This window comes from Stenotrophomonas sp. SRS1, assembly GCF_026130205.1.
GTDB classification, from domain to species: Bacteria; Pseudomonadota; Gammaproteobacteria; order Xanthomonadales; family Xanthomonadaceae; genus Stenotrophomonas; species Stenotrophomonas rhizophila_B.
Genome location: NZ_JAINFD010000003.1, coordinates 884,879 through 911,542, shown reverse-complemented (window position 1 = coordinate 911,542; position 26,664 = coordinate 884,879). Strand labels below are relative to the sequence as shown.

The 26,664-nt window shown below is 66.8% G+C and carries 22 protein-coding genes; 13 read left to right on the top strand and 9 right to left on the bottom strand.

Features of this window, described 5'->3' with window-relative positions; all coding sequences use genetic code 11:
* Nucleotides 1-25 precede the first annotated feature (25 nt).
* From K4043_RS14910 to K4043_RS14870, 9 genes are all read left to right on the top strand, one after another.
* Nucleotides 26-1,510, top strand: a complete 1,485-nt coding sequence (locus K4043_RS14910) for a transglutaminase domain-containing protein (protein ID WP_265309777.1) — start codon at nucleotides 26-28, stop codon at nucleotides 1,508-1,510.
* A gap of 43 nt (nucleotides 1,511-1,553) precedes the next feature.
* Complete coding sequence (locus K4043_RS14905) at nucleotides 1,554-4,580, top strand: TonB-dependent receptor (protein ID WP_265309776.1); 3,027 nt, start codon at nucleotides 1,554-1,556, stop codon at nucleotides 4,578-4,580.
* A 191-nt stretch (nucleotides 4,581-4,771) separates the two neighbouring features.
* Entirely contained in the window at nucleotides 4,772-6,349 is a 1,578-nt protein-coding gene (locus tag K4043_RS14900) for a serine hydrolase domain-containing protein (RefSeq protein WP_265309775.1), read from the top strand.
* A gap of 85 nt (nucleotides 6,350-6,434) precedes the next feature.
* Nucleotides 6,435-7,049, top strand: coding sequence for a M15 family metallopeptidase (locus K4043_RS14895; protein ID WP_265309815.1), 615 nt, complete (start codon nucleotides 6,435-6,437; stop codon nucleotides 7,047-7,049).
* 43 nt (nucleotides 7,050-7,092) lie between these two features.
* A complete protein-coding gene (locus tag K4043_RS14890) occupies nucleotides 7,093-7,470 on the top strand; it encodes a hypothetical protein (protein WP_265309774.1) in 378 nt (125 codons plus the stop codon).
* Nucleotides 7,471-7,689: 219 nt separating this feature from the next.
* On the top strand, nucleotides 7,690-8,106 hold the full coding sequence (locus tag K4043_RS14885; RefSeq protein ID WP_070471524.1) for an EF-hand domain-containing protein: 417 nt from the start codon (nucleotides 7,690-7,692) through the stop codon (nucleotides 8,104-8,106).
* A gap of 109 nt (nucleotides 8,107-8,215) precedes the next feature.
* Nucleotides 8,216-8,968 (top strand): HAD family hydrolase, encoded by a 753-nt coding sequence (locus tag K4043_RS14880; protein ID WP_123731350.1) that lies wholly within the window; start codon nucleotides 8,216-8,218, stop codon nucleotides 8,966-8,968.
* Complete coding sequence (locus tag K4043_RS14875) at nucleotides 8,965-9,510, top strand: hypothetical protein (protein ID WP_265309773.1); 546 nt, start codon at nucleotides 8,965-8,967, stop codon at nucleotides 9,508-9,510. The genes K4043_RS14880 and K4043_RS14875 overlap by 4 nt, the downstream gene beginning before the upstream one ends.
* Nucleotides 9,511-9,609: 99 nt before the next feature.
* Nucleotides 9,610-10,977, top strand: coding sequence for a VOC family protein (locus K4043_RS14870; RefSeq protein ID WP_265309772.1), 1,368 nt, complete (start codon nucleotides 9,610-9,612; stop codon nucleotides 10,975-10,977).
* Between the two features lie 219 nt (nucleotides 10,978-11,196).
* Here the strand turns inward: K4043_RS14870 and K4043_RS14865 are convergent, their stop codons facing one another.
* Nucleotides 11,197-12,711 carry an acetyl-CoA hydrolase/transferase family protein gene (locus tag K4043_RS14865; protein ID WP_123731347.1) on the bottom strand — a complete coding sequence of 505 codons (1,515 nt, stop codon included), beginning with the start codon at nucleotides 12,709-12,711 and terminating at the stop codon, nucleotides 11,197-11,199.
* A 379-nt stretch (nucleotides 12,712-13,090) separates the two neighbouring features.
* On the opposite strand from K4043_RS14865, the gene glnE reads away from it, so the two are divergent.
* Nucleotides 13,091-15,931, top strand: a complete 2,841-nt coding sequence (gene glnE / locus K4043_RS14860) for a bifunctional [glutamate--ammonia ligase]-adenylyl-L-tyrosine phosphorylase/[glutamate--ammonia-ligase] adenylyltransferase (RefSeq protein WP_265309771.1) — start codon at nucleotides 13,091-13,093, stop codon at nucleotides 15,929-15,931.
* A gap of 207 nt (nucleotides 15,932-16,138) precedes the next feature.
* Here the strand turns inward: glnE and K4043_RS14855 are convergent, their stop codons facing one another.
* From K4043_RS14855 to K4043_RS14835, 5 genes are all read right to left on the bottom strand, one after another.
* Entirely contained in the window at nucleotides 16,139-16,693 is a 555-nt protein-coding gene (locus K4043_RS14855; RefSeq protein WP_046272868.1) for a queuosine precursor transporter, read from the bottom strand.
* Nucleotides 16,694-16,769: 76 nt separating this feature from the next.
* On the bottom strand, nucleotides 16,770-17,297 hold the full coding sequence (locus tag K4043_RS14850; RefSeq protein WP_123731344.1) for a hypothetical protein: 528 nt from the start codon (nucleotides 17,295-17,297) through the stop codon (nucleotides 16,770-16,772).
* Between the two features lie 34 nt (nucleotides 17,298-17,331).
* A complete protein-coding gene (locus K4043_RS14845; RefSeq protein WP_265309770.1) occupies nucleotides 17,332-17,853 on the bottom strand; it encodes a hypothetical protein in 522 nt (173 codons plus the stop codon).
* Nucleotides 17,854-17,920: 67 nt separating this feature from the next.
* Nucleotides 17,921-18,784, bottom strand: a complete 864-nt coding sequence (locus tag K4043_RS14840) for a DUF2145 domain-containing protein (protein ID WP_265309769.1) — start codon at nucleotides 18,782-18,784, stop codon at nucleotides 17,921-17,923.
* Between the two features lie 57 nt (nucleotides 18,785-18,841).
* The gene (locus K4043_RS14835; RefSeq protein ID WP_265309768.1) at nucleotides 18,842-19,813 is read right to left on the bottom strand and encodes a mitochondrial fission ELM1 family protein; all 972 of its coding nucleotides are present in this window, start codon (nucleotides 19,811-19,813) and stop codon (nucleotides 18,842-18,844) included.
* A 129-nt stretch (nucleotides 19,814-19,942) separates the two neighbouring features.
* Between K4043_RS14835 and K4043_RS14830 the strand changes: the two genes are divergently transcribed.
* Entirely contained in the window at nucleotides 19,943-20,533 is a 591-nt protein-coding gene (locus tag K4043_RS14830) for a malonic semialdehyde reductase (RefSeq protein WP_265309767.1), read from the top strand.
* A gap of 85 nt (nucleotides 20,534-20,618) precedes the next feature.
* Nucleotides 20,619-21,320 (top strand): YceI family protein, encoded by a 702-nt coding sequence (locus K4043_RS14825; RefSeq protein ID WP_123731340.1) that lies wholly within the window; start codon nucleotides 20,619-20,621, stop codon nucleotides 21,318-21,320.
* A 199-nt stretch (nucleotides 21,321-21,519) separates the two neighbouring features.
* On the opposite strand, the gene K4043_RS14820 is transcribed toward K4043_RS14825, so the two are convergent.
* The 3 genes from K4043_RS14820 to K4043_RS14810 all read right to left on the bottom strand — a co-directional run bounded on the left by K4043_RS14820 (nucleotide 21,520) and on the right by K4043_RS14810 (nucleotide 23,407).
* A complete protein-coding gene (locus tag K4043_RS14820) occupies nucleotides 21,520-21,957 on the bottom strand; it encodes a hypothetical protein (protein WP_123731339.1) in 438 nt (145 codons plus the stop codon).
* 57 nt (nucleotides 21,958-22,014) lie between these two features.
* Nucleotides 22,015-22,812, bottom strand: coding sequence for a siderophore-interacting protein (locus tag K4043_RS14815; protein ID WP_265309766.1), 798 nt, complete (start codon nucleotides 22,810-22,812; stop codon nucleotides 22,015-22,017).
* A 91-nt stretch (nucleotides 22,813-22,903) separates the two neighbouring features.
* On the bottom strand, nucleotides 22,904-23,407 hold the full coding sequence (locus tag K4043_RS14810) for a PadR family transcriptional regulator (RefSeq protein WP_265309765.1): 504 nt from the start codon (nucleotides 23,405-23,407) through the stop codon (nucleotides 22,904-22,906).
* A 469-nt stretch (nucleotides 23,408-23,876) separates the two neighbouring features.
* Between K4043_RS14810 and aceE the strand changes: the two genes are divergently transcribed.
* Nucleotides 23,877-26,564: a pyruvate dehydrogenase (acetyl-transferring), homodimeric type gene (gene aceE / locus K4043_RS14805; RefSeq protein ID WP_123731337.1), complete on the top strand. Its 2,688-nt coding sequence runs from the start codon at nucleotides 23,877-23,879 to the stop codon at nucleotides 26,562-26,564.
* Nucleotides 26,565-26,664: the final 100 nt, after the last annotated feature.

Below are 26,664 nucleotides of genomic sequence, written 5' to 3'. Positions count from 1 at the left end.
CACCCGCACCTTGGGAAGTGTCGCCGTGGATCCTGTGATGCGCAAACCGCGATTGCCTCTGCCTGCTGTCTGGTGCCTGTGCGCTGGTCTGCTGGCAACGTCGTGGGGGCTGGCCGCTGCGCCGGCCGCGCTGCCGACGGTGATCGCCGGTATCGACCGCGGTGCGTTCGCGCAGGCCGAGGCCGACATCGCGGCGGCGTTGCAGGATCCGAGCCTGTCGGCAGCCGATCGTCAGGCCTATGCCTTCGAGCGCGAACGCATGCGTCGCATGCGCTTGGATTTCACCCTGGATGCCACGGCGGCCAAAGCGCAGCTGCGCAGGCAGATCCCCGACCTTCGCGAGGACGACTTCGCGCGCTGGGAGGCGGCCGGCCTGATCGAACACCTGGATATCGATGGCCAGCGCCGCTACTTCAAACGCGCGCCATCCAACCTGTTCCGCATCAGCGCCGAGGCGCGTGCCCGGCGCTCGCCCGATACCCCGGTGCCGAAGGACGGCCCCTACGAGCACCTGCACCCGCACCACCAGGAGATCGTTGCCGCCGCCCGTGCCACGGGCGCGACCAGCCTGGTGCCACGTCGTATCGAGGTCACGCAGTCGCTGGTGGTCAAGCCCGATGCCGTGCCTGCCGGGGAAACCATCCGCGCGTGGATTCCGTACCCACGCGCCATCGCGGGCCAGCAGCAGGACATCACCTGGATCGCGAGTACACCGGCCGGCGCGCAGGTGGCGCCTGAAGCCACCCTGCAGCGGACCGCCTACCTGGAGCGCAAGGCGGTGGTCGGCACGCCCACGGAGTTCCAGATCCGCTATGCAGTGACTGTGTACGCCCGGCATATCGCGATCGATCCGGCCAGGGTCCAACCCACGCCGGACGATCCTGCGCTGAAGCCGTACCTCGCCGAGCAGGCGCCGCACATCGTGTTTACCCCGGCGCTGCGCGCGTTCTCGCAGCAGGTGGTCGGCGCGGAGACCGATCCATACCGGATCGTGCAGACGCTGTTCGACGCGGTGGACGCCATTCCGTGGGCCGGTGCGCGCGAGTACGCGACCATCTCCAACATCAGCGATTACGCCCTGCACGCCGGTCATGCCGATTGCGGGCAGCAGACGCTGCTGCTGATCGCCCTGTTGCGCTTGAACGGTGTTCCCGCGCGCTGGCAGTCCGGCATGGTCTATTCGGATGATGCGGTCGGCTACAACAATCTGCACGACTGGGGCGCGGTGTATCTGGCGCCGTATGGCTGGGTGCCGATGGATGTCACCACCGGGCGGCTGGACAGCCCGCAGCCGGCGTTGCGCGATTTCTATCTGGGCGGGCTGGATGCCTATCGCATCGCCTTCAACGACGACTACGGCCAGCCGCTGGTGCCAGCCAAGCAGCACGTCCGCTCGGACACGGTCGACTCCCAGCGCGGTGAGGCCGAGTGGTCCAGCGGCAACCTGTACTTCGATCAATGGAATTACGACGTCCAGTCGCACGTGGTGCCACTGGAGGTAAAGCGGTAAACGGCGGTATCCACGATTCCACATCTGCAGGAGAGAGCAGGGAATGAATGCAAAGCGATTGAAGCGTGCGGCGTTGTACGCCGCACTCGGCGTGTGTCTGGGCAGCCTGGTGCCGATGGGCGTTTCGGCACAGAACGTCAGTGGTGCCGTGGCCGGCCGTGCGACTGCCGGTGACCAGGTGACGGTCGTCAGCAACGGCACCGGCCTGACCCGTACGGTCACGGCCAGTGCCGATGGCAGCTACCGCCTGGGCCAGTTGCCGGTCGGTGATTACCAGCTGCAGCTCAGCCGTGATGGCCAGACGCTGGGCGAGCCGTTCGCGGTGAGCGTGGCGGTCGGCGGCACCACCACGGTCAACCTGGCCAGCAGCGGCGATGTGGTCAACCTCGATGCGCTGCAGGTGATCGGTGCCCGCGTGGTCAACCGCGTGGATGTGTATTCCACCGAGACCTCGTTCAACGTCAACCGCCAGGAGCTGTCGCGCCTGCCGGTGGCGCAGGATCTATCGGCGGTGGCATTGCTGGCACCCGGCGTGGTCGGCGGCAATTCCTCGTTCGGTGGCCTGTCCTTCGCTGGTTCCTCGGTGGCTGAGAACGCGGTCTTCATCAACGGCCTGAACGTCACCGACATGTACACCCGTCGTGGCTTCTCCAGCGCGCCGTTCGGCTTCTTCAACGAATTCCAAGTCAAGACCGGTGGCTACTCGGTCGAATTCGGGCGCTCCACCGGCGGCGTGATCAACGCGGTGACACGCTCGGGCACCAACGAGTTCCAGGGGGGCGTGGAAGTCACTGCCGAACCGAGCGCGCTGCGCTCCAGCCCGCGTGATCACTTCCACCGCGACGGCACGCCGCATTCCTATGCCAGCCGCGACAACAGCTCGTTCCTGAAGACCAACGTCTGGGGTTCCGGCCCAATCATCAAGGACAAGCTGTTCCTGTTCGCGATGTATGAAGATCGCGACGACACCGGCCACAACACGTCCTCCGATGCGCTGACCTGGTTCAAGAACAAGAGCGACAACGGCTTCTGGGGCGCCAAGCTGGACTGGAACATCAACGACAACCACAGCCTGGCGCTGCTGGCGTTCTCCGATGAGGGCGAGATCACCAACGGCTCGTACAACTACGATTGGGATGACGATCAGATCGGTGCGTGGGGCGGCGATTCGATCACCGAGACCGGTGGCAAGAACTGGTCGGCGACCTATACCGGTCACTTCGGCGAGAACTTCACCGCGCGTGCCATGGTCGGCGAAAACAACCAGCGCGCCTTCACCAACTCCTCGCTGGATGAAGCGTGCAGCCCGGTATTCACCGATGCCAGCTACGCGTCACGTCTGGGCAAGCTCAACGGCCTGCGCCCGGGCTGCCACCCCACCGGCGCCGCCGTTGCCGAACGCGACGACACGCGTGAGGTCGCGCGGTTGGACTTCGAATGGCAGCTGGGCACGCACCTGCTGCGCTTCGGTGTTGACCGCGAGCTGATGACCACCGAACAATCCACGCGTTACCCGGGGCCGACCCAGCTCAGCTACACCGCCTACGTCGCCCGGCCCGGCGATGAAGTGTGGGATGGCGCCAACGCCTATGTGCCGGCCGGTGTGACCGAAATGCTGCGCGCACGCAACCGCGTGTCCGGCGGCACCTTCGAGACGGAGGCCAACGCGTTCTACCTGGAAGACATCTGGAACATCACCCCGAACCTGATGTTGAACCTCGGCGTGCGCTGGGACCGCTTCGAGAACCGCACCGCCGATGGCGACGCCTTCATCAAGATGGACGACCTGATCGCGCCGCGCTTCGGCTTCTCGTGGGACATGAAGGGCGACGGCAGCACCAAGCTGTTCGGCAACGCCGGCCGCTATTACCTGCCGGTGACCAACAACATCAACGTCAACTTCGCCGGCGGCCTCACCGACGAGTACTCCTACTACGTGCTCAACGGCTGGCAGCAGCAGGCCAACCCGGTCACCGGCGCGCCGTACATGGCCCCGGTCATCGGCCAGCAGATCGGCCCGGTCGATACCCGCATGAACACCGGCGCGGCCGACCTGCGCCAGAGCGTGGACAAGGACTTGAAGGCGGTCTACCAGGACGAGTACATCCTCGGTTTCCAGACCATGATCAACCAGGCCTGGTCGTGGGGCGTCAACGCGACCTACCGCAAGATGGACCGCGCGCTGGATGACATGCGCATCAACCACACCCCGTGCGGCCCGACGGGCACCACCCTGTGGCCGATCGCCAACCCGGGCGAGAGCCTGACGATCTGGGGCGACTCCAGCATCGGCTGCACCACCGAGGGCTGGATCACCATCGACACCGCCAAGGATGGCTACCGCAAGGGCGGCAGTCTGGAGGTGGTGGGCTATTCCAAGCCCAAGCGCACCTACAAGGCGCTGGAATTCCAGATCGACCGCGCGTGGGATGAGAAGTGGCTGTTCAACGCGTCCTACCTGTGGTCGCGCAGCGATGGCAACTTCGAAGGTCCGGTCAATTCGGATACCAACTACGGCGACACCGGCATGGTCCAGCACTGGGATCATCCGTCCAACAACCAGCGCTATGGCCCGTTGTTCAACGACTTCCGCCATCAGTTCAAGTTCCGCGCCGCCTACGCGCTGAACGAGCAGTGGTCGTTCGGCACCACGCTGCAGGTGGTGTCCGGTGGCCCGATCACCGCCTTCGGCGTGATGTGGCCCAACGACACCGTGGCCGGCGGCAGCACCTCCAGTGAAGGCAGTGGCGGCGGTACCGGCTGGCTGTGCGTGGCCAACTGCTCGGGTGCGTACAACCAGCGCCAGTTCGAGTACAGCCCGCGCGGCGCCTTCGGTCGCCTGCCGTGGACCTGGACCATGGGCGCCAACGTCACCTGGCGGCTGCCGGTGGAGGGCATCGACCTGAGCGCGCGCCTGTCGGTCTACAACCTGTTCAACAACCAGACCGTCATCAACGTGCACCAGCGTTATGAAGCCCAGCCGGGCCAGGTGCGTGAGAACACCTTCAACACCGGCACCCGCTGGCAGGCCCCGCGGTACACGCAGTTGATGGTGACCTGGAACTTCTGATCCGGCCCGCACGGGGCAGGTGCCGACGAGGAGTCGGCACCTGCCTTTACCGCCATGCCGCGTGCACGCGCGCAACCGACCGCGGAATGGCACCTGTCTCCACCGCCATCCGGTAGGTACCGACCGTTGGTCGGTACAGCTTTCAACCGGCGGCCAAAGAAGCACGCCCTCCGGTCATGACGAGGGAACCCATGCCGTCACGCGCTCCAACACACAGTCGATCCCGCCTTCTCACGCTTGGCCTGGCCTGCACCCTGGCCATCGCCGCCAGCGCACGGGCAGCCCAGCCCACCGACACCTTCAATCGCCTGCTCGATCAGACGGTCGCCCACGAACACCTGCCGGGCATCGCCATGGCCGTCGTCGACGATGGCAATCCCGTCTTCATGGGCACCCGCGGCGAGCGCCGCGCCGGGCAGGGCGAGGCCATCAACCCGGATACCCTGTTCAAGATCGCCTCCAACAGCAAGGCGATGACCGCCGCGCTGCTCGCCCGGCTGGTCGACCGCGGTCTCCTGCGCTGGGACGATCCAGTCATCAAGTACCTGCCGCAGTTCCGCATGCATGACCCGTGGGTCACCCAGCAGATGCAGGTCCGCGATCTGCTGATCCACAACAGCGGCCTGGGCCTGGGCGCGGGCGATCTGATGCTGTGGCCCGAGCCGAACCGCTTCACCCGCCAGGACATCATCGCCGGGTTGGCCCATCTCAAGCCGGTCACCAGCTTCCGCAGCGGCTATGCCTACGACAACCTGATGTATGTGGTCGCCGGTGAAGTCGCCGCCGCAGCCGGGGGCAAACCTTACGATCAATTGCTGCGCGAGGAAGTCTTCTCGCCGCTGGGCATGGATCGCTGCCAGGTCGGCGCGTGGTCGGTCGTGGCGGTCGGCAACGTTGCCCAGCCGCACACGTGGAAGGACGGCCGCAACGTGGTGCGCGGTGCCGATGGTGACACCAGCACCGATCTGACCTCGATGGCCGCCGGTGGCATCCGCTGCAGCCTGCGCGACATGACCCGCTGGATGCAGGTGCTGCTCGATCCGGCGCTCGTGCCCGGTTGGCTGAGCACGGCGCAGCGCCGCGCGCTCTGGACCGCGCACATGCCGATGCCGCTGGGCGAGCGCCAACGTCGCTGGGACAACGCACATGTGTCCGCCTACGGCTACGGCTGGCGCGTGTCGGACATGGACGGCCAGTGGAAGGTGGCCCACACCGGCACGCTGTCCGGGATGTATTCCTCGCTCGCGCTGTTGCCGGACCGCAAGGTCGGTGTGGTGATCCTGATCAACAGCGACGCCGAGGATGCACGCACCGCGCTGATGCAGGCCGCGTTGAAGACCTACACCGCACCCGACGACTCGGCCGACGTGAGTCATTATCTGGCCCTGCTGGACCAGGAGCGCACCGGCCGCCGCGATGCCGGGCAGGTGCGCCCGGATACCGGCGCGCGCCGACCCGCCTCGCTTCGCACCACCGCCGACGCGCACGGCCGTTATCGCGATCCGTGGCTGGGCGAGGCGCTGCTGTGCCCGGAACAGGGACGCCTGCGTTTCACTGTCGCCAAGTCGCCCCTGCTGCGCGGCCAGGTCATGCAGCTCGGTGGGCGCTGGCTGGTGCAGTGGGATACGCTCGGGGCCGATGCCGAGCCTTGGTTGCAGCTGCAGCCAGGCGCGACGCCCGCCCTGACCTTGGCCGCGATCGATCCGGAGATCGACTTCAGTTATGACTACCAGGACCTGCACTTCACCCGCACCGGCGATTGCCCGTAGCGCGCTGCTGCTGGCACTGCTGGCACTGCTGGCCGGCAGTGCCCACGCGGCAGCGCCAGCGGTGACGATCTCGCCCGCCCGCGACATGGCCGAGGCCGGACTGGTCGACATCCGCATGCTGACACCGGCGATCGAACAGGACATCCGCTACGCCGGCCCCGACAACTTCACCGGCCAGCGCGTGCCCGGCTATGACGCGCCCAAATGCTATCTGCTCGCCCCGGTGGCGACCGCACTCGCACAGGTGGAGGCCGACCTGCGGGCAGAGGGCTACGCGCTGCGTCTCTACGATTGCTACCGCCCGGCTCACGCGGTGACGGCCTTCGTCGCCTGGGCGCATGATCCCAATGAGCAGTCGCGCAAGGCCCTGCAGTACCCGGACATCGACAAGCCGGCCCTGCTCGGTGACTACATCGCCGAGACCTCCGGCCACAGCCGGGCTGCGACGGTCGATCTGAGCCTGCTCGATTGCCGCGACGGCCCCTGCGCGCCCGTGGACATGGGCACCGACTTCGATTTCTTCGGCCCGCGCGCGCATACCGATGCGCCGGAGATCAGCGAGGCCCAGCGCAGCCACCGCCAGCACCTGCGCCAGGCGATGGCACGGCATGGCTTTGCCAATTACCCGATGGAGTGGTGGCATTTCACCCTGCAGCCCGAGCCGGCGCCGACCACCGCCTACGACGTGCCGGTCCGCTGAGGCGCACCGCTACACTGTGCGCTGACCGCCGGATCGGACCACGATGAACCTGCCGCTGCACTTTGGATTGCTGGGAACGCTGGAGGCAGGGCTGATCGCGCTGTTGGTCGGGCTGCTGGTGTATGCGCTGTGGCATCGTCTGTGTCGCTGGGCAGGCTGGACCGACGGCCATGCGATCGGCTGGGCCTGCGTGATCGCGGTGGTGGCCTCGGCCGGCATCGATGCGTGGAATCTCTTCTATATGGGCATGATGCGGCTCGAGTCGCCGCTGTATGCGCGGTTGTTCCTCGCCGGTATCCATGATCCGAACGAGCTCGGCTCGCGCGTAGTGCTCGAGGTGGCCGGTGCGATCGGCGGTGTTGCACTGGGGTGGCTTTTGTTCAGTTCCCGCTCAGGCGAAAAAAACAGCAACACCGCGTGAGATTGCGTTCGCATCCGGTTAAATTCCCGGTCAATGAATGGGCGTATTACCAACCGCTCACCTGTGGCTAACCACTGCGGTAATGCACGCGTTCGCGCAGGTGGTTAAGGCCGCGTGCGCAGCGCGGTTGAGGGGCAATATCGATTCACAAACGGGGTGGCAGTGTGGGGCCGTGCGGAAACAACAGGCCGCGCAATACCTACCAAGGAGACCACCCCAATGACTATTCGCAACCGCAAGCCCCTGATCGCCCTGATCGTCGCCGCAGGCAGTGTGCTGGCCATTCCGGCGATGGCCCAGTCGGCACAGCAGAGTGCCGCGCAGGCGCAGAATCAGGCCGCTCAGGCACAGCAGGCGGCAGCGCAGGCGGGCGACGCAGCAGATACCGCTGCCAACGCCGCAGCACAGGCCTCCGCGCAGGCCGGTGGTGGCGGTGGCCAGACGTGGGCCAGCGTCGATACCGACGGCAACGGCACCATCAGCAAGGCCGAGGCACAGGTGAACGCGGGCCTCGCCCAGGTGTTCGACCAGGCCGACACCAACAAGGACGGCGAGCTCTCGCCGGACGAATACAAGGCGTACGTGGCCGCCCAGCAGGGCAAGCCGGCCGGCAACGGTGCCCAGCAGAGCAAGTAAGGACCGGGGACACCGGTAGCGCAGTGAGGGGGAGAGGGCGGCTTCGGCCGCCCTTTCTTTATGGGCCGCCGGGGTGGGGCCGCTGGGCCGCTGTTGGTATCCTTGGCCGATGATGACTTCCCTGCCCACGCCGCAAGGCGCTATCGGCCTGGTTGGTTTTGACGGTGATGACACGCTGTGGAAGAGCGAGGATTTCTACCGCAAGGCCGAGCAGGACTACCTGGATATCCTGTCGCGCTACATCGACGTGCACGACACGCAGACCGCGCGCCACCTGCTGGAAGTGCAGCAGCGCAATCTTGGCGTGTTCGGCTATGGCGTGAAGGGCATGACCCTGTCGATGGTGGAAGCCGCCATCGAGATCACCAACCAGACCATCAGCGCCCGCGATCTGCAGCAGATGCTGGACATCGGCCACGACACCCTGCGCCACCCGGTCGAGCTGATCGACGGCGTGCGTGAGTCGGTCACCGAGATCGCCCGCGACTACCCGGTCGTGCTGATCACCAAGGGCGACCTGTTCCATCAGGAGGCCAAGATCAAGGTGGCCAACCTGCGCGACCTGTTCCCGCGCATCGAGATCGTCTCCGAGAAAGACCCGGAAACCTATGCCCGCGTGCTGGAAGAGTTCGATCTGCCGATCAAGCGCTTCGTGATGGTCGGCAATTCGCTGCGCTCGGATATCGAGCCGGTGATCACCCTCGGTGGCTGGGGTATCCACACCCCGTACGCAGTGACCTGGGCGCACGAGACCCAGCACGGCGTGGCCGATGACGAACCGCGCATGGTCGACGCACCGACCGCCTTCGACTGGCCGCAGGCCCTGCGGACCATCGAAGCCAAGGCCGCACAGGCCGGATGATGCGTGCCGGCCTGCTCGCGCTGCTGCTGATGCTGCCCTGGGCAGCCATGGCCGAGCAGACCCCGGAGAAGTCCGCCGCCTACGTGGTGGACACGGGCGATGCCTGGGTCGACACCCAGTTGCAGGACATCAACCACTACGCAGAGCGCTACCCGGACAGCTTTCTGGATGAAGTCTCGCGCTATGCCGGCGTCTCGCGCGGCTACATCGCTGCGCTCATGCACACCCACGGCTGGCAGGCCGGCGACATCTACTTCGCCTGCTTCTGGGCGCATGTGATCGAACGTTCCTGCCGCGAGAGCGTGCAGACGTGGTCGCGCACGGTACCGGAGGACGGTGAGGCCAAACGCTGGGAAGCGGTAGTGGCCCAGCTGCCGGTCACGCCGACCAATCTGCACTGGCGCGCCTTGCGCCACGCCATCGTCGCCAGCCATGACCACTGGGACCGCCCGGTGACGCTGGACGCGACGTTGCAGCGCCAGCTCGGCAACCGCGAGCAGCGCCAGCGCGCGGCGAGCAGTCCCACGTCGCCCGCGCGCTGAGGGACTTCTTTGTTGCTGTGCAGATCGCGGTAACCCCTGCCCTCGGCGACAATGCAGCGCTTGCTGCACCTTCCCCCGTGATCCGTTGCCGAGTACGTCATGAGCACCGACCGTTTCGTTTCACCCGACGATATCCGCAGCCTGTTCGCCCAGGCGATGTCCACCATGTACCGCACCGAGGTGCCGCTGTACGGCACGCTGGTCGACCTGGTGGCCGAGATCAACGATGCCGTGCTGACCGCCCATCCGGCGCTGGCCGAGCAGTTGGACCGCACTGACGAGCGCGCCAGGCTGGACCAGGAACGCCACGGTGCGATCCGGGTCGGCACGGCCGAAGAACTGGCCACGCTGGGCCGCCTGTTCGCGCTGATGGGCATGTACCCGATCGGCTACTACGACCTCTCGGTGGCCGGCGTGCCGGTGCATTCCACCGCCTTCCGCCCGCGCACCGCGCAGGCGCTGGCGCGCAATCCATTCCGCGTGTTCACCTCGCTGCTGCGGCTGGAGCTGATCGAGAACGCCGCGCTGCGCGAGCAGTCCGCTGCCATTCTTGCCGAGCGCCGCATCTTCACCGACACCGCGCTGGCCTTGATCGCGCAGGCCGAACGCGACGGCGGCCTCGACGAAGCCGATGCGCGCCGCTTCGTCATCGAGGCGCTGGAGACGTTCCGTTGGCATGGCGACGCCACGGTGTCACTCGATACCTATCACGCGCTGCATGACGCGCACCGGCTGATCGCCGATGTGGTCAGCTTCCGCGGCCCGCACATCAATCACCTGACCCCGCGCACGCTGGACATCGACGCTGCGCAGGACGGCATGCTGGCCCGTGGCATCGACGCCAAGGCGGTGATCGAAGGCCCGCCACCGCGCCGCTGCCCGATCCTGCTGCGCCAGACCAGCTTCAAGGCGCTGGAAGAAAGCGTGCACTTCCCGTCAGGGGATGCTGGCGATCCCGGCACGCACACCGCGCGCTTCGGTGAGATCGAACAGCGGGGCCTCGCGCTGACGCCCAAGGGCCGCGCGCTGTATGACCAGTTGCTTGCGCAGGCGCGCGACAGCGGTGGCGCCGGCAGCACCGGCCAGGATTACCCGACACGCCTGGCCGCGGCCTTCACCGCCTTCCCGGACGACCACGACACCCTGCGCCGCGAGGGCCTGGGGTACTACCGCTACGCACTGACCGACGCCGGTCGTGCCAACCCGGGTGCGGTGGGTGATCTCCCGGCCGAAGCGCTGATCGCCGCCGGTCTGGCCAGCGCCGACCCGATCGTCTACGAGGATTTCCTGCCGGTCAGCGCCGCGGGCATCTTCCAGTCCAACCTCGGCGGCGACGAACAGCGTGCCTACGCCGCACATGCCAACCGCGATGCCTTCGAGCAGGCGTTGGGCATGACGGTGGAGGACGAGTTCACGATCTACGCGCGGCTGCAGGCCGAATCGCTGGCAAGCCTGCGGAGCCGCTGACGGCCCGGATCGCTGACTACTCACGGACCGTCCTACGGGTAGTGCCGGCCGCTGGCCGGCTCTTCATATACCAAACGCGCATCCGGGCTTGCGGACGGTAATGCGTGGAGCCGGCCAGCGGCCGGCACTACCAGGAAACAGAACGCCCCGGTCCGTGCATCGCAACACGGAAACAGAACGCCCCGGTAGGTACCGACCGTTGGTCGGTACCGTGCAGCATCAGGCCTTCATCGTCCCGGTATCCAGCCACCGCTGGTGCCACGACAGCGCTTCGGGCAGCAGATGCGGGGTGTGCTTGCCATAGCTCTCGCGGCTGGCACGGTCGAAATAGTCATTCAACTGATCGCGGAAATCCGGATGCGCGCAGTTGTCGATGACCACCCGCGCTCGCTTGCGCGGGGTCAGGCCGCGCAGATCGGCCAGGCCCTGTTCGGTGACGATCACCGACACATCGTGTTCGGTGTGATCCACGTGGCTGACCATCGGCACGATCGCCGAGATGCTGCCGTTCTTCGCCGTCGAAGGACTCAGGAACGCGGACAGGAAACCGTTGCGCGCGAAGTCGCCCGAGCCGCCGATGCCGTTCATGATCCGGCTGCCCATCACGTGGGTCGAGTTGACGTTGCCGTACAGGTCGGCCTCGATCATGCCGTTCATGCCGATGCAGCCCAGGCGCCGCACCAGCTCCGGATGGTTCGAGATTTCCTGCGTGCGCATGATGATGCGCTCGCGGTAGAAATCGATGTGTTCCTTGAAGGTCTCGTTCGCCTGCGGGCTCAGTGCGAAGCCGGTGCAGGAGGCGTAACTCAGCACGCCATCGCGCAGCAGATCGAGCATGCCGTCCTGGATCACCTCGGTGAACGCGCTCAGATCGCGGAAGCCGCTCTTGGCCAGCCCGGCCAACACCGCGTTGGGAATGTTGCCCACGCCGCTCTGCAGCGGCAGCAGGTTGGCCGGCAGGCGGCCCCTGGCCACTTCGTGCTTGAGGAATTCGATCAGGTACTGCGCGATCTGCTCGCTGGTCGTGTCGATCGGGCTGAACGGACTGTTGCGGTCCGGGCCGTTGGTCCGCACCACGGCGACGATCTTGTCCGGGTCGCAGCGCAGCGCGGTCTCACCGATGCGGTCGTTGGCGTGCACCAGCGGGATCGGCTTGCGGTGCGGCGGCAGCGCGGTGCCGTAGTAGATGTCATGCATGCCGTCCACGCCGGCCGGCTGCCATTCGTTGACCTCGACGATCACCTTCTTGGCCAGGTCCAGCCAGGTCTTGTTGTTGCCCACCGAGGTGGAGGGCACCAGCGAGCCGTCCTCGCGGATCGCCGAGACCTCGATCACCGCGGTATCGATATCGCCGTAGAAGCCGAACCACACGTGCTGGGCGACATGGCTGAGGTGGATGTCGATGTAATCCAGCTTGCCCTCGTTGATGCGGTTGCGCGCATCCGGGTCGCTCTGGAAGGGCATGCGCATCGCGATGCCATCGGCCTTGGCCAGCGCGCCATCCAGCTCCGGCGCGGTCGAGGCGCCGGTCATCAGGCTGATCTGGAACGGCAGGCCCTGGGCGTGCACCGTTTCGATGCGCTGCGCCAGCGCGACCGGCACCGCCTTGGGATAACCTGAACCGGTAAAGCCGCTCATGGCGACGGTTTCACCCGGCTGGATCAGGGCGGCGGCGGCTTCGGCGGAGACAACGCGGTCACGCAGACGCGCGTTTGCAATGCGATCGACAGACATGACGACAACGTTTTTGGGGGGATCTCCATTATCGGCGATCCACGCAGGGGCAGGGGTTCTACCTTGGTGGGATGGCGTTTTCACATCTGCGCCTCCCTGTTCAGGTTTGCGGCCTACTTCTGTACCCGCAAGTATTGTTTTGCAGTGCAGCGTGCAAGTTCGTCGCCGACCCTAGAAGATCGACCTGCATCCCGACGTGGGGGAGGGAGCAGAGCCCGCTGGCAGTTCGCTGCAAGCGGGCTTTTTTATGTCCGCCGTTCGGGCAAAGCACGCCGCTCCGCTCCGCCTGATGCCTCGCTACGCGTCCGTTGGTTCCCGCGCGTCACCGGCATGGCGCCTGGCCGGGAAACACCACGCCGCGATGCCACATAATCCCCTCATGCCGATTTCCGACCTCGCCGCGCCCGCGCGCGTCCCCGACGCCCTTGTTCCCCTGGTTGATCGCGCCCTGGCGCGCTTGGCCCTGTCACTGACCGATGGAGGCCACTGGCCGCCTCCCGGGCCCGTGCTGGACACCCTGCGCGCGCTGGCCGTCACCAGCGATTTCGCCATCGACACCCTGTGCCGCCAGCCGGCGCTGTTGTCGCATCTCACTCAGGAGGGCTGCCCACCGCTGCCCCTACCGGAACTGGATCCACTGCAGCCCAGCGAATGGCAGCAGCGCCTGCGCCGCTACCGCACCGCCGCCTCCACCCGCCTGATCTGGCGCGACCTGACCGGGCAGGATGACGTGCCTGCCACGCTTGCCGGTGCCACCCGCTTGGCGGAGGAGTGCCTGCAGCTGGCTCTCTCCGCGCTGGAGCAGGAATTCACCGGCCGGCATGGCGTGGTCCGTGCGGCGGACGGCAGCGCGCAGCAGCTGGTCGTGTTCGGGCTGGGCAAGTTGGGCGGTGGTGAACTCAATTTCAGTTCGGACGTGGACCTGGTCTACGCCTACCCGCAGGGCGGTGAATCCGATGGCGCACGCCCGCTCGCGGCCGAGGAGTATTTCGCACGCCTTGGCCAGCGCCTCGCGCGGTTGCTCGATGACACCACCGTGGATGGCTTCAGCCACCGCGTCGATCTGCGCCTGCGTCCCTTCGGCAATGCCGGGCGCGTGGCGCTGTCGTTCGCCGGCATGGACCAGTACTTCCAGCGCGAAGGCCGTGACTGGGAACGCTATGCCTGGCTGAAGGCGCGTGCCGTCGCCGGTGATATCGCCGCGGGCGAAGCGTGGCTGCAGACCCTGCGCCCGTTCGTCTACCGCCGCTATCTGGATTTCACCGCGCTCGATGGGCTGCGCGAGATGAAGGCCGCGATCACCGCCGAGGTCTCGCGCCGCGAGATGCACGATGACATCAAGCGTGGCCCCGGCGGCATCCGCGAAATCGAATTCCTCGCGCAGGCCCTTCAGCTGATCCGCGGCGGCCGCGAAGCCCCACTGCGCGAGCGTCGTCTGCTGCACGCGCTGCCGGCGCTGGTCGCCTCCGGCCAGATGGCCGAGCAGGACGGCGCCGACCTGCTGCATGCCTACGGGTTCCTGCGTCGCCTGGAAAACCGCCTGCAGATGCTGCGCGATGCACAGACGCATGCGTTGCCCACCGACACCACTGACCGCCTGCGCATCGCCAGCGGACTCGGTTACGACGACTGGGACGCGCTGGTTGCCGCGCTGGATGTGCAGCGCGAGCGCGTCAGCACCGAGTTCGCCGCACTGCTCGCACCGCGCCGTGGCCAGGCCGCGCCGGATGCACTGGCCAGCTACTGGCGCGGCCTGCCCGACAACGGCAGCGCCGAGGTACTGGCCGAGGCCGGCTTCTTCGATGCCGGCAGCGCCGATCAATCGCTGCGTGATTTCGCGCAGAGCTCCGGGGTGAAGTCCTTGTCCGATGCCGCGCGTGCGCGCCTGGACCGCGTCCTGCCGGCGCTGCTGCACGCCGCCACGCGCTCACCGCAGCCGGATGCCGCGCTCAAGCGCGTACTCGGCCTGCTGCAGGCGATCCTGCGCCGGACCAGTTATCTCGCCCTGCTCGACGAACAGCCCAGCGCATTGGCACGCCTGGTCGACGTACTTGCACGCAGCGCATTGCTTGCCGAGCGCCTGGCGGCGTATCCGCTGCTGCTCGATGAACTGCTCGACGTGCGTGTCTCCGGCCCGATGCCGGATGCGGCGGGCATGCAGGCCGAGTGCGCTGTCGCGCTGACGATCGATGATCCCGAAGCCGCGCTGCGCCTGCTCAACGAGACCCGGCTGGCGCTGAGCTTCCGGATGGCGATGGCCACGCTGGATGGTCGCCAGCGCGCGGTCGATACCACCCGTCAACTGGCCGAGCTTGCACAGGCGGTGGTGGTCACGGTGCTCGCGCTGGTGCAGGCCGACATGCAGCGCCAGCACGGCGGCATTCCCGGCGGGCGTTTCGCGATCATCGGTTACGGCAGCCTGGGCGGACTGGAGCTGGGCTTCGGCTCGGACCTGGATCTGGTCTTCCTGCACGATCACCCGGCCGATCAGGACAGCAGCGACGGCCCACGCCCGCTGGATCCCGGCCGTTGGTACGCGCGCCTGGCGCAGAAGGTGATGGCGATGCTCGGCGCGGTCACCGCCGCCGGCCGCCTGTACGACATCGACGTGCGTCTGCGCCCGGACGGTGGCAAGGGCGCGCTGGTGTCCTCACTGGCCAGCTACACCGAATACCAGCGCGAACGCGCCTGGACCTGGGAGCACCAGGCACTGGTGCGTGCCCGCGCCATCGCCGGCGATGACTCGCTGTTGGCCGACTTCGAACGGGTGCGCGCGCAGACGCTGGCGCGCCCGCGCGACAACGCCGTGCTCTACACCGACGTGCTGAAGATGCGGGCGCGCATGCGTGCCGAGCTGGACCGCAGCGACGCCGCACGGCTCGATCTCAAGCAGGGCGCAGGTGGCATTGTCGATCTCGAATTCCTGCTGCAGACCGGCGTGCTCGACAGCGCCGTTACGCACCCGCAGGTGGTGCAACCGCGCGATACTCCCAGCCTGATCGATGTGCTGGCCGACATCGCCTGGCTGCCCGGCGGCACTCGCGATGGCCTGCACGAGGCGCACGCGGCGCTGCTGGATGTGGGCCTGGCCTGCACGCTGGACCGCCGCCCGCGCCTGGCGCCACCGACCCCTGCATTGGAAGCGGCACGCGCGATGATCACGGCGGCAAGCGATGCGGCGGGGTTGCCGTTCCAGGTGCGGATCGACGTCGTCAGCTGACGGCGGTTTGCACAGTTATGGACCTCGCACCGCTCTGGCATGGGTAGTGCCGGCCGCTGGCCGGCTCCCATGAACTCTGCTGAGCCGGCCAGCGGCCGGCACTACCCATCGTGATGCCCGACCGATAGCGATACCCGGCCGATAGCGATGCCCGACCCAGGGCGATACCCGACCGCCAGCGCTACACCGGACGATCGGCGCCCGATGTCACACCGCGCGCGGTGCCATCTTCCACAGCAGCGCGCGGAACGGCGCCAGCAGGAACACGCCGATCGTCAGCTTCACCGCCAGATCGCCCAGCGCCCAGCTCACCCACGGCAGGCTGGAACCGGCGAAGGCGATGCTCCAGAAAATCGTCGTATCCAGCGTCGCGCTGCAGGTGGTCGCCACCATCGGCGCGCGCCACCAGTGCCCGCGGCGCAGCCGGTCGAACACGGTGATATCCAGCAGCTGCGCAGCGATGAAGGCCAGGCACGAGGCCACCGCGATCCGCGGCGTGGCGATCCAGATCGACAGCAGCACCGCCAACGCGAACCCGGCCCAGGCCACCCGCCGCGCCGCCGCTGGCCCAAAGCGGCGGTTGATCAGGTTGCTGACCAGGAACGCCACCGGGTAGCTGAAGGCACCCCAGGTCAGCCAATCGTTGATCGGGTACTGCACCAGCACGTTCGAGCCCAGCACCACCGCGCCCATGGCCAGCACTGCCAGCAACAGCGAGCGCGGGGTCAACGGGGCAAAGGCGATGGCAGGACGCGCGGACATGGCGAGCCGGGGAAGTCGGGGGAAGCGGCGGATTATCCGGGCTTGTCCGGCCGAGGGCCAGCCCGGGACGGTTCAGTCAGAAGCGTTCGCTCATGCTGGTAGCCGCCGCATCCTGGGTCGGCAAGAACGCCAGCGCGGCGCCTTTGGCATCGGCCACCATCCAGCCCGCGCCGGCCGGGGTTGGGGTGAACGCCAGCACATCGCCCACCTTCACCCCTGCCGCCGGGTTGTCGGTGCGCGCCGGCCAGGCCACCACGGCCGGGGCATCCGGAGCCTGCGGGTTCTTCAGCTCCACCTGGTAGCTGCCGTCGGGCTGGTGCGCCACGCGCTCCACGGTGAGCGGCGGTAGCGGGCCGGCCTTCTGCCGCTTCGCGGCCCTGGCGGTCAGGTTGTGCGGCATGGAGGCGTCATGCAGTTCGCTGACCCCCAACGCGCTGAGCCAGACCGGTGCGGTGATCACCGCCAGGCTCACCACCGAGGTGGTGAGGACGCTGCTGGTGACCGGCGAGGCATTGCTGAGGTTCTGGGCGCTGACCGGCAGGCTGGTCGCGAGCAAGGCCAGCGCCAGCAGTGGCGCAACGGCAGGACGGGATATCCGGTTCATTCAATAGCTCCGTGAGACGGTGGACAGCAAGGGGTTACCAACGTGCACTCGGCTGCGCCGCCGCCGCATCGATGGGCAGGAAGGCCAAGGCCGTGCCCTCGGCCGTGGTCACGGTCCAACCGGCGCCGCCCTGGGTGGGTGTCAGCGCCAGTACGTCGCCCACCGCCACCGCGGCTGCCGGGTTGTCCTCGCGCGCAGGCCAGGCAATCACGGCCAGCGCGTCCGGTTCCTGCGGGTTCTGCAGGGCCATTTCGATGCCGCCTTCGGGCGTGCGTTCCACCTTCTCCACGGTGAGCGGCGGCAGCGGCCCGGCTTTGCCACGTGCGTCCTTGGCCGCGCGGCTGCGTCGGGCCGAAGCGTCGCTGGCATTGCTCAGGCCGGCTGAAACCAGCCACACCGGTGCGGTGACGACCACCACGCTCACCACCGAGGTGACGATGACGCTGCTGGTCACCGGGTGATTGATGCCTACCACCTGCGCGGGCGCGGGCAGGCTGGCCGCACACACGGCAATGGCCAGCAGCGGTGAAACGACTCTGCGCGAAACACGTGTCATCGAAGATCCTTCTGATGTCTCAACATAGGTCCGCAGTATGCCCGCTGGCACGCTGCCCGCCGCTGACTCACGGTTTGGGGGCGGTAATGCCTTTCACCGGCACATGCGGCACGACCAGCTCCTGCTGCAGGCTGCTGCGCAGTTGCAGGAAATCAAAGATCGACTCCACCGTCACCACCGAATAGTTGCCGGAAATACGCTCGCTGGCCGGGTGGTCGGTAACGGCTGCATTGGGCACGAAGAAGCGCGCGCCGAGCCGCTTGGCCACGCCGATGTGCAGCGTGCTGGGTGTATACATGTGCCGCTGCAGCCATTGCTGCGCCTGGGTACGGTTGACGATCAGAGTGCGCTCTTCCACCTGCGCCATCGCCGCGCCCAGTACTTCCAGAATCCACTGGTTGGAATTCTGGTACTCGGTGCGGAACGGATACGCCACCACGCTGTAGCGCGCTTCATGCAGCGCCTTTGCCTGGATCGCCGGCTGGGTGAGCATCGCCTTGAGTGCATCGCGCAGCGCAGGCGTCGGCACGCCGATGCGCAGGTCGGTGTGGCTGGACGTCTCGCCGATGAAGGTGGCCACGCCCTCGCGGAACAAGTGCGACTCGGCGGTCTTGCACGGATTGAGCAGGTGCACCGCGCGCCACTGCCCATCGTCTTCGCGGAGCAGGAAGGCCAGATGGCTGTGGCGCAGGCCGTACTTGCTCAGGTCCTGGCCACCGCGGGCGATCAGCACTACGTCCACGCCATCGAGTGCGTCCAACGCGTCGGTGGTGGCCAGGGCCACATCGAACATGGAGGCCAACGCAGCCGGCGTGGGATAGCGTTCGGTGCACTGCGGTTCGGCGTGTGCAGTCAGCGCAGCGCCCAGCAGGACACCACACAGCAGAACGGGGCGCAGGCGCTTGATCAGTGCAGCGAAGGGTACGTCCATGTCACACAGTCTCCGGCGGCACCGGCCGCGGCCGCATCATAACGCTGTGCGATGCCGTCAGGCCTGAATCCCCAACCGCGCACGTACTTCATCAGCAACGCGCGTGGTCTCGCGCAGCGGCTCGATGCGGCCCTGCGTCTGCCAGTCCAGCCACCGCGTCTGCAACCGGCCGCGTTCGCGCAGCGCGTGCTGGAAGTGCGCGAGTCGCCCGTGCGCCTGGTCGGCCAGGGCCACGGCGACCGGCATGCGCGTGGCACACGCTTCAGAGAGCAGGTTCACCGAATCCGGCGAGACCACCACGCGGTTGGCCCAGCCGAGCAGCCCGGCATACGGGTTCACGCCGTCGCCGCCATCGCCCCAGATCACATTCGGCACCTCGGCAAACGCGCTGCGCAGCGCGCCGACCAAGGCCGGTGGGGTACGTCGCGAGGTGGTGGCCAGCAGGCTGCCGCCTTCCTCGCGCAGCTGGGCAGCGAGCTGCTGGAACACCTGCACCATGTCCGGCTCATGCCACGGGGCATGCGGGGTCGGCCCGCCGACCAGCAGCGCGGTGCGTGGGCCGGGCAGGGCGCTGAACGCTGCAAAGGCGGCACGGCCGCAGGCCAGCCAGTCATCGTTGACCGGATTGAGGCTGCCGAGCAGGGTGAGCACGTTGCTGCCGCGCAGCCGGTCATGCTCAGGCACCACCAGCAGGTCCCACTGGCGCGGGTTGAGGCGAGGGTCGAGGATCTGGACGACTTTCGTGCCACGGCGGCGCAGTTCGCGCAGGGCGCCGGCCGCTTGGCGGCCACAGCCGACGGCCAGCTCAGGGGCGTCGGCGGCCAGGGCTGCAAAGGCGTCACCGTAGCCATTGGCGGCGCCCGGCAACCACCGCGGGGCCAGCCAGCGCCAGGGCGCGCGCGGGGTGAGCACCAGCGGACGATGCGCCCCCAGCTTCAATGCCGTGGCCAGGGCCACCGCCTGCCGCACATTGCCGGCACGGCCGTCAGTGATCGTCCAGGGCGGACTCCATCGTTTCACGTATGGCATTAATTCGTTTCAGTCAGGCTGGGTGTTGCAACTGTCGCGACACTCTACACTGCCAGCCTTCGCCGATCGCGCTGTCGCCCTGCCACGGTAGCCGATGCGCGAACGATTCCCCTTATTTCCGGAGGCTTCATGTCCCACGTCTTTGACGATGCTGCGCTCGATCAGTTGTTCCGTACCGCCCGCACCCAGAACGCCTTCCTTGATAAGCCGGTCGACGACAGCCAGCTCAAGGCGCTGTACGAGCTGCTGAAGTGGGGGCCGACCGCCGCCAACGGCAGCCCGGCGCGCTTCGTGTTCGTGAAATCCCCCGAAGCCAAGGCCAAGCTCGCCCCGGCCCTGTCCGAAGGCAACCACGACAAGACCCTGGCCGCCCCGGTCACGGTGATCGTCGCCTTCGACGAAGACTTCCACGAGAAGCTGCCGTTCCTGTTCCCGCACACCGATGCCAAGGCGTGGTTCGACGGCCCGCGTGAAGGCCGCACCGAAGGCGCATTCCGCAATGGCAGCCTGCAGGGCGCCTACCTGATCCTGGCCGCGCGCGCGCTGGGTCTGGATGCCGGCCCGATGTCCGGCTTCGACAACGCCAAGGTCGACGAAGCCTTCTTCAAGGGCACCGCGATCAAGTCGAATTTCCTCGTCAACCTGGGGTACGGTGACGCCTCGGGCCTGTTCCCGCGGCTGCCTCGCCTGTCCTTCGACGAAGCCGCCCGCATCGCATAAGCGTTACCGCCGGATCGTGGCCCGTCCGTGCGGATGGGCTGCATGACCTTTGCTTCTTTTCCCTTCGATTCGAGAGAGACCTGACATGACCATGACCCGCAAACTGCTGCTGCCGCTCGCCCTGACCCTGGCCATCGCCGCCTGCTCCAAGCCGGCCGACGAAGCCGCTGCTCCGGCCGCTGACGCGCCGGCCGCCACCGAAACCGCCGCCCCGGCTGCGGACGCCGCCGCTGCCGCCCCGGCCGCCGATGCGATCCAGATCGCCTCGGGCACCTACAAGCTCGACCCGACCCACACCGACGTGCTGGTCCAGTGGAGCCACTTCGGCTTCTCGCACCCGACCGCGCATTTCGGCAGCGCCGAAGGCACACTGGTGTATGACGCCGCTGACGTGACCAAGTCCACCGTGGAAGTGAAGCTGCCGCTGACCGGCCTGAACAGCTTCACCGCCAAGTTCGACGAGCACCTGAAGAGCGCCGATTTCTTCGACGCCGCCAAGTTCCCGGCCGCCACCTTCAAGAGCACCAAGGTGGAAGCCAACGGCACCAACAAGCTGACCGTCACCGGCGACCTGACCATCAAGGACATCACCAAGCCGGTGACCCTGGATGTCACCATCAACGGCGGCGGCGAGCACCCGATGGCCAAGGTGCCGGCGGCGGGCTTCGATGCCACCACCACCATCAAGCGCAGCGATTTCGGCGTCGGCGCGTACGCCCCGAACGTCAGCGATGAAGTGAACATCCGCATCACCACCGAGGCGACTGGCGAAAAGCCGGCTGCCTGAGTTTCTCCTCACTCGTCGTGAGAAGGCAGAAAGCCCGCCAATTGGCGGGCTTTCTTTTTGTGCGACCGCCGATCGACACACGGTAGTGCCGGCCGCTGGCCGGCAACCAGGAATCCCGCCGAAGCGCAGCCACGCATGGCATGGCTCTACCATTGACGGGAGCGGGGTAGATCCACGCCATGCGTGGATATCAGCGCGATCAACCCGCCGCCACCTGCGCGCTCACCTTGCCCAGCCACAGCGTGGTGAAATCGGTCGGCGTGCGCCGTGCCGGCGCGGTCAAGCCGCTCTCACGCAGGAACGCATGGGTGGCCTGCGCAAAGGCCTGGCGGGCCAGCAGCGCGGCCTGCTTCACCGAGGCCTGCTGCTTGCGCAGCTGCACGATCTGCAGGCTCGGCTTACCGGGCATCGCGTACTTCTGGTAACGGCGAAGCTCATCGGCGACCAGGTCGATATCGATGTTCGCCTGCACCAGTGCCGCCTGCGCGCGGGCCAATGGCACCAGCGCGGTGCGCAGCTGGGCGATGTTCTCGCCCACGGAAGGCGCCAGCGCCGCCAGGGCGGCATCCAGCGCGGGATCGGCCCGCTCGGCGCGGTCGATCAGATCGGTCAGTGCCGAAAGAGGAGAGGCTTGCATGAAAGGCACCGGCACAAAACGCGATTGTCGCATTCGCGGCCGGTGCCCGTCGCGGGCTCAGTCGTCGTGGTGTTCGCTGCCGTGGGCCTTCCAGTAGCCGGTGGAGCGGATCCAGTCCTTCGGCACGCCCAGGTGGCCCTCAATGTACTTGCGCATCATCCGGGCCCGGCGCGATTCGGCCGCGATCCAGTAGAAGGTGTCGCCGTCCGGCTCCTCGAAATCGGTCAGCACGTCTTCCAGCAGGGTGCTGGTGGCGGCGTCGAAGCCGTTGCGCTCCAGCCACGAGATGCGGATGCGGTCGTCCTCCGGCAGTTCCTGGCGATCGCCGGATTCCGGGATCTCGATGTAGACATCGGCATTCGCGCCGTCCGGCAGCGTCTCCAGCCAGCGGCCGATGGCCGGCAGCGCGGTCTCATCGCCGATCAGCACGTAGGTATCGAAGTCATCGGCAGTCATGTGCGAGCCACGCGGGCCGCCCACGGCGATCGCATCGCCCGGCTGCGCGTTGGCGGCCCAGGTCGAGGCCAGGCCGTCGCCGTGCATGACGAAATCCAGCGCCAGCTCGTGGGTCTCCAGATCCCACCAGCGCGGGGTGTAATCGCGCGAGGGGGAGGGCGTCTGGCCTTCCGGGTAGCGCGGGCCTTCCGGGGTCATCGTCGGGACCACGAACTGGCCCTCGGCGTTGGGGAAGAACAGCTTGACGTGGTCATCCGGCGAGGGCGAATCGAAGCCTTCCAGCGCCTCGCCACCAACGATCACCCGGCGCATGCACGGGCTGATCTCTTCGGTGCGCAGCACCTGCAGCGGGCGGAACTTCACGGTATGACGGAGCAGTCGGTTTTCATGCAGAGCCATGGGCAATACCTGGATCAGTGCCGCAGCGCGGCGTTGAGAAAGAAGGACCTGGCGGGCGGTGGCTGGCTGGGTCTGAAACGAAGAAGGGAGGTCAGCGGCCCTGCGCACGGATCCGCGCGGCGGCCTCGCGCAGCGCCTCGGCCACGGCAGCAGCGTTGTCATCCTGCCAGCGGCCGTGGCACAGGCCCAGCGCGTGCTTGAGCTCGCGCAGCGCATCGCGCACGGGCGGCGGCAGGTTGGCCTTGGTGATCGTGCGCGCGCTGTCGCGTACCCGATGCACCGCTGCATCGACCTCGTCGCGCTGTGCCTCCAGTTCGGCCAGGCCCAGCGCGCTGAGCGCGTACCGCTTGCGCCCACCGTCCTCGACCGCGCCAACCCAGCCGGCGGCCTCGAACTGCGCCAGCACCGGGTAGATCGAGCCGGCACTGGGTGTGTAGACCCGCACGAACATGTCACTGATCAGCTGGATCAGCTCATAGCCGTGGCGCGGCTGGTCGGCGAGCAGGGACAGCACCAGCAGGCGCAGGTCGCCGCGGCTGAGGGGCCGGGCGGTCAGCGGGCGGGCAGGGCGGTCGAGGTCGCGCGGAGAGGTCATTTCGATATATCGAATGCAGTGGCGTAACGATATATCGAAAACTCCGGTTCGGCCAGCACTGGCGCATGCATGGCAGGAATGCGTTCAGGTCAATTCCTCCTGTGACGGTGCGTGCTCGTGGTGGAACACTGCGCGCTCTCATAGCCAAGGAATGCGGCCGATGATCCACGCCGATGTGCGCTCCAAGGCCGTCGCTTCGCGCACGATCCGCGCCAATCGCCTGCGCCGCAGTGCCTGCGCTGTCCATCGGTGTCCTGCTGACGCGCCGGTGTCATCGCCACCGGGCAGGCTGAAATGCAGCGTGGAACCTTCCGGCGCGGCCCTCGCGCTGTCGCCTGCTGTCCTTCCGGACACGCCGGGATGGTTCCATACGCAACCGTAGCGAAGTAAGCAAACCCCTTGGTGCGCTACACTTTGCGGCTAGAAATCTAAAACAGTCGCGCGCGTGCGTGCGGTCATGGGAGCGCAAATGAACTGGTTGAACGAGGTGCTGAACAACGACCCGAATCCTGTGGAAACCCAGGAATGGATCGAGTCGCTGAAGGCCGTAATTGATGTCGAGGGCCCCGAGCGCGCGCATCAGCTGTTGGAAGGCATGGTGGAACTGACCCGTCGTTCGGGTGCTTACCTGCCGTTCTCTCCCACCACCGAGTACGTGAACACCATCGCGCCGACCCTGGAGGCCAAGAGCCCGGGCAACGCCGAACTGGAATGGCGCATTCGTTCCATCATCCGCTGGAACGCGATGGCGACCGTCGTGCGCGCCAACCGCAAGCCGGGCGACCTGGGCGGCCACATCGCCTCCTTCGCCTCCGGCGCCACGCTGTATGACGTGGGCTTCAACCACTTCTGGCGCGCCCCGAGCGAAGACCACCCGGGTGACCTGCTCTTCATCCAGGGCCACAGCGCCCCGGGCATCTATGCGCGTTCCTTCCTGGAAGGCCGCATCGACGAAGCCCAACTGGACAAGTTCCGCATGGAAGTCGACGGCGGTGGCCTCTCCAGCTACCCGCATCCGTGGCTGATGCCCGATTACTGGCAGACCCCGACCGTGTCGATGGGCCTGGGCCCGCTCGCCGCGATCTACCAGGCGCAGTTCCTGCGTTACCTGGAAAACCGTGGCCTGATCGAGAAGTCCGACCGCAAGGTGTGGTGCTTCATCGGCGACGGCGAGAGCGATGAGCCGGAAACCCTCGGCGCGATCGCGCTGGCCGGCCGCGAAGGCCTGGACAACCTGATCTTCGTGGTCAACTGCAACCTGCAGCGCCTGGACGGCCCGGTGCGTGGCAACGGCAAGATCATCCAGGAACTGGAAGGTGTCTTCCGTGGCGGCGGCTGGAATGTCATCAAGCTGCTGTGGGGCGGTTACTGGGATGCCCTGCTGGCCAAGGACACCAACGGCGTCCTGCGCAAGCTGATGATGGAAACCGTCGACGGCGAATACCAGAACTGCAAGGCCTTCGGTGGCGCGTATACCCGCGAGCATTTCTTCGGCAAGTACCCGGAAACCGCTGCGATGGTCGCCGGCCTGTCCGACGACGATATCTGGCGCCTCAACCGTGGCGGCCACGATCCGCACAAGGTCTACGCCGCCTACCACCAGGCCGTGAACACCAAGGGCATGCCGACCGTGATCCTGGCCAAGACGGTCAAGGGCTACGGCATGGGCAGCGCGGGTGAAGCACTGAACCCGACCCACCAGACCAAGAAGCTGGACGACGATGCCGTCCGCCACTTCCGCGACCGCTTCAACATCCCGGTGACCGACGCACAGCTGGCCGATGGCCAGGTGCCGTTCTACCACCCGGGCCCGGATTCGCCGGAAGTGAAGTACCTGCAGGAGCGCCGTGCCGCCCTGGGTGGCTACCTGCCGCAGCGCCGCCGCAAGGCGACCAAGAGCTTCAACGCACCGAAGCTGGAAAGCTACGAACGCCTGCTCAAGAGCAGTGGCGAGCGCAGCTACTCCACCACCATGGCCTTCGTGCAGAGCCTCAACATCACCCTGCGCGACAAGGAACTGGGCCCGCACATCGTGCCGATCGTGGCCGACGAAGCCCGTACCTTCGGTATGGAAGGCCTGTTCCGCCAGATCGGCATCTACGCCCCGTTCGGCCAGAAGTACAAGCCGGTCGATGCGGACCAGCTGATGTTCTACCGCGAAGACCAGAGCGGCCAGGTGCTGCAGCAGGGCATCAGCGAGCCGGGCGCGATCAGCTCCTGGATGGCCGCCGGTACCAGCTACTCGGTCAGCAACGTGCCGATGCTGCCGTTCTACATCTACTACTCGATGTTCGGCTTCCAGCGCGTGGGCGACATCGCCTGGCAGGCTGCGGACATGCGTACCCGTGGCTTCCTGCTCGGCGGTACCGCCGGCCGCACTACGCTGAACGGTGAAGGCCTGCAACACGAAGATGGCTTCAGCCATATCGTCGCCGGTGGCATCCCGAACGTGCGCAGCTATGACCCGACCTTCGGCTTCGAAGTGACGGTGATCCTGCAGCACGGCACCAAGGCCATGATGGAAGATCAGATTGATGAGTACTACTACATCACCCTGATGAACGAAAACTACACCCACCCGGAAATGCCGGAAGGCGCGGCCGAAGGCATCGTCAAGGGCATGTACCTGCTGACCGACGCCGGCAAGCCGAAGAAGGGTGAGCTGCGCGTGCAGCTGCTGGGTTCGGGCACCATCCTGCGTGAAGCCATTGCTGCGGCCGAGCTGCTGGACAAGGACTTCGGCGTCACCGCCGATATCTGGAGCTGCCCGAGCATCAACGAACTGCGCCGCGATGGTTTCGATGCCGAGCGCTACAACCGCTTCCACCCGGAAGCCGAACCGCGCAAGGCCTACGTGACCGAGCTGCTGGAAGGCCGCCAGGGCCCGGCGATTGCGGCGACCGACTATGTGCGTGCGTATGCGGACCAGATCCGTGCGTTCGTGCCGATGTCGTACACGGTGCTGGGCACGGATGGGTTTGGTCGTTCGGATACCCGTGCGAACCTGCGTCGCTTCTTCGAGGTTGACCGGTACTACATCGCGCATGCCGCGATTGCGGCGCTGGCGAAGGAAGGGAAGATGACGGGTAAGGATGTTGCGAGGGCGATCAAGCAGTACAAGATTGATCCTGAGAAGGCTAATCCTGTCGGGGTTTAACTAGTAATGTAGAGAATGGGGGCGGCTTAGTAGGCCGCCCTTTTTCTTTTCTGCGTATGAGATAAGCTGAACGTCCAACGGATGCATCCGAACGCGGCAG

Coding starts and splice junctions, on each gene's coding strand:
- K4043_RS14905 (WP_265309776.1), top strand. CDS start 1,554: ATGAATGCAAAGCGATTGAAGCGTGCGGCGTTGTACGCCGCACTCGGC.
- K4043_RS14900 (WP_265309775.1), top strand. CDS start 4,772: ATGCCGTCACGCGCTCCAACACACAGTCGATCCCGCCTTCTCACGCTT.
- K4043_RS14895 (WP_265309815.1), top strand. CDS start 6,435: ATGGCCGAGGCCGGACTGGTCGACATCCGCATGCTGACACCGGCGATC.
- K4043_RS14890 (WP_265309774.1), top strand. CDS start 7,093: ATGAACCTGCCGCTGCACTTTGGATTGCTGGGAACGCTGGAGGCAGGG.
- K4043_RS14885 (WP_070471524.1), top strand. CDS start 7,690: ATGACTATTCGCAACCGCAAGCCCCTGATCGCCCTGATCGTCGCCGCA.
- K4043_RS14880 (WP_123731350.1), top strand. CDS start 8,216: ATGATGACTTCCCTGCCCACGCCGCAAGGCGCTATCGGCCTGGTTGGT.
- K4043_RS14875 (WP_265309773.1), top strand. CDS start 8,965: ATGATGCGTGCCGGCCTGCTCGCGCTGCTGCTGATGCTGCCCTGGGCA.
- K4043_RS14870 (WP_265309772.1), top strand. CDS start 9,610: ATGAGCACCGACCGTTTCGTTTCACCCGACGATATCCGCAGCCTGTTC.
- K4043_RS14865 (WP_123731347.1), bottom strand. CDS start 12,711: ATGTCTGTCGATCGCATTGCAAACGCGCGTCTGCGTGACCGCGTTGTC.
- glnE (WP_265309771.1), top strand. CDS start 13,091: ATGCCGATTTCCGACCTCGCCGCGCCCGCGCGCGTCCCCGACGCCCTT.
- K4043_RS14855 (WP_046272868.1), bottom strand. CDS start 16,693: ATGTCCGCGCGTCCTGCCATCGCCTTTGCCCCGTTGACCCCGCGCTCG.
- K4043_RS14850 (WP_123731344.1), bottom strand. CDS start 17,297: ATGAACCGGATATCCCGTCCTGCCGTTGCGCCACTGCTGGCGCTGGCC.
- K4043_RS14845 (WP_265309770.1), bottom strand. CDS start 17,853: ATGACACGTGTTTCGCGCAGAGTCGTTTCACCGCTGCTGGCCATTGCC.
- K4043_RS14840 (WP_265309769.1), bottom strand. CDS start 18,784: ATGGACGTACCCTTCGCTGCACTGATCAAGCGCCTGCGCCCCGTTCTG.
- K4043_RS14835 (WP_265309768.1), bottom strand. CDS start 19,813: ATGCCATACGTGAAACGATGGAGTCCGCCCTGGACGATCACTGACGGC.
- K4043_RS14830 (WP_265309767.1), top strand. CDS start 19,943: ATGTCCCACGTCTTTGACGATGCTGCGCTCGATCAGTTGTTCCGTACC.
- K4043_RS14825 (WP_123731340.1), top strand. CDS start 20,619: ATGACCATGACCCGCAAACTGCTGCTGCCGCTCGCCCTGACCCTGGCC.
- K4043_RS14820 (WP_123731339.1), bottom strand. CDS start 21,957: ATGCAAGCCTCTCCTCTTTCGGCACTGACCGATCTGATCGACCGCGCC.
- K4043_RS14815 (WP_265309766.1), bottom strand. CDS start 22,812: ATGGCTCTGCATGAAAACCGACTGCTCCGTCATACCGTGAAGTTCCGC.
- K4043_RS14810 (WP_265309765.1), bottom strand. CDS start 23,407: ATGACCTCTCCGCGCGACCTCGACCGCCCTGCCCGCCCGCTGACCGCC.
- aceE (WP_123731337.1), top strand. CDS start 23,877: ATGAACTGGTTGAACGAGGTGCTGAACAACGACCCGAATCCTGTGGAA.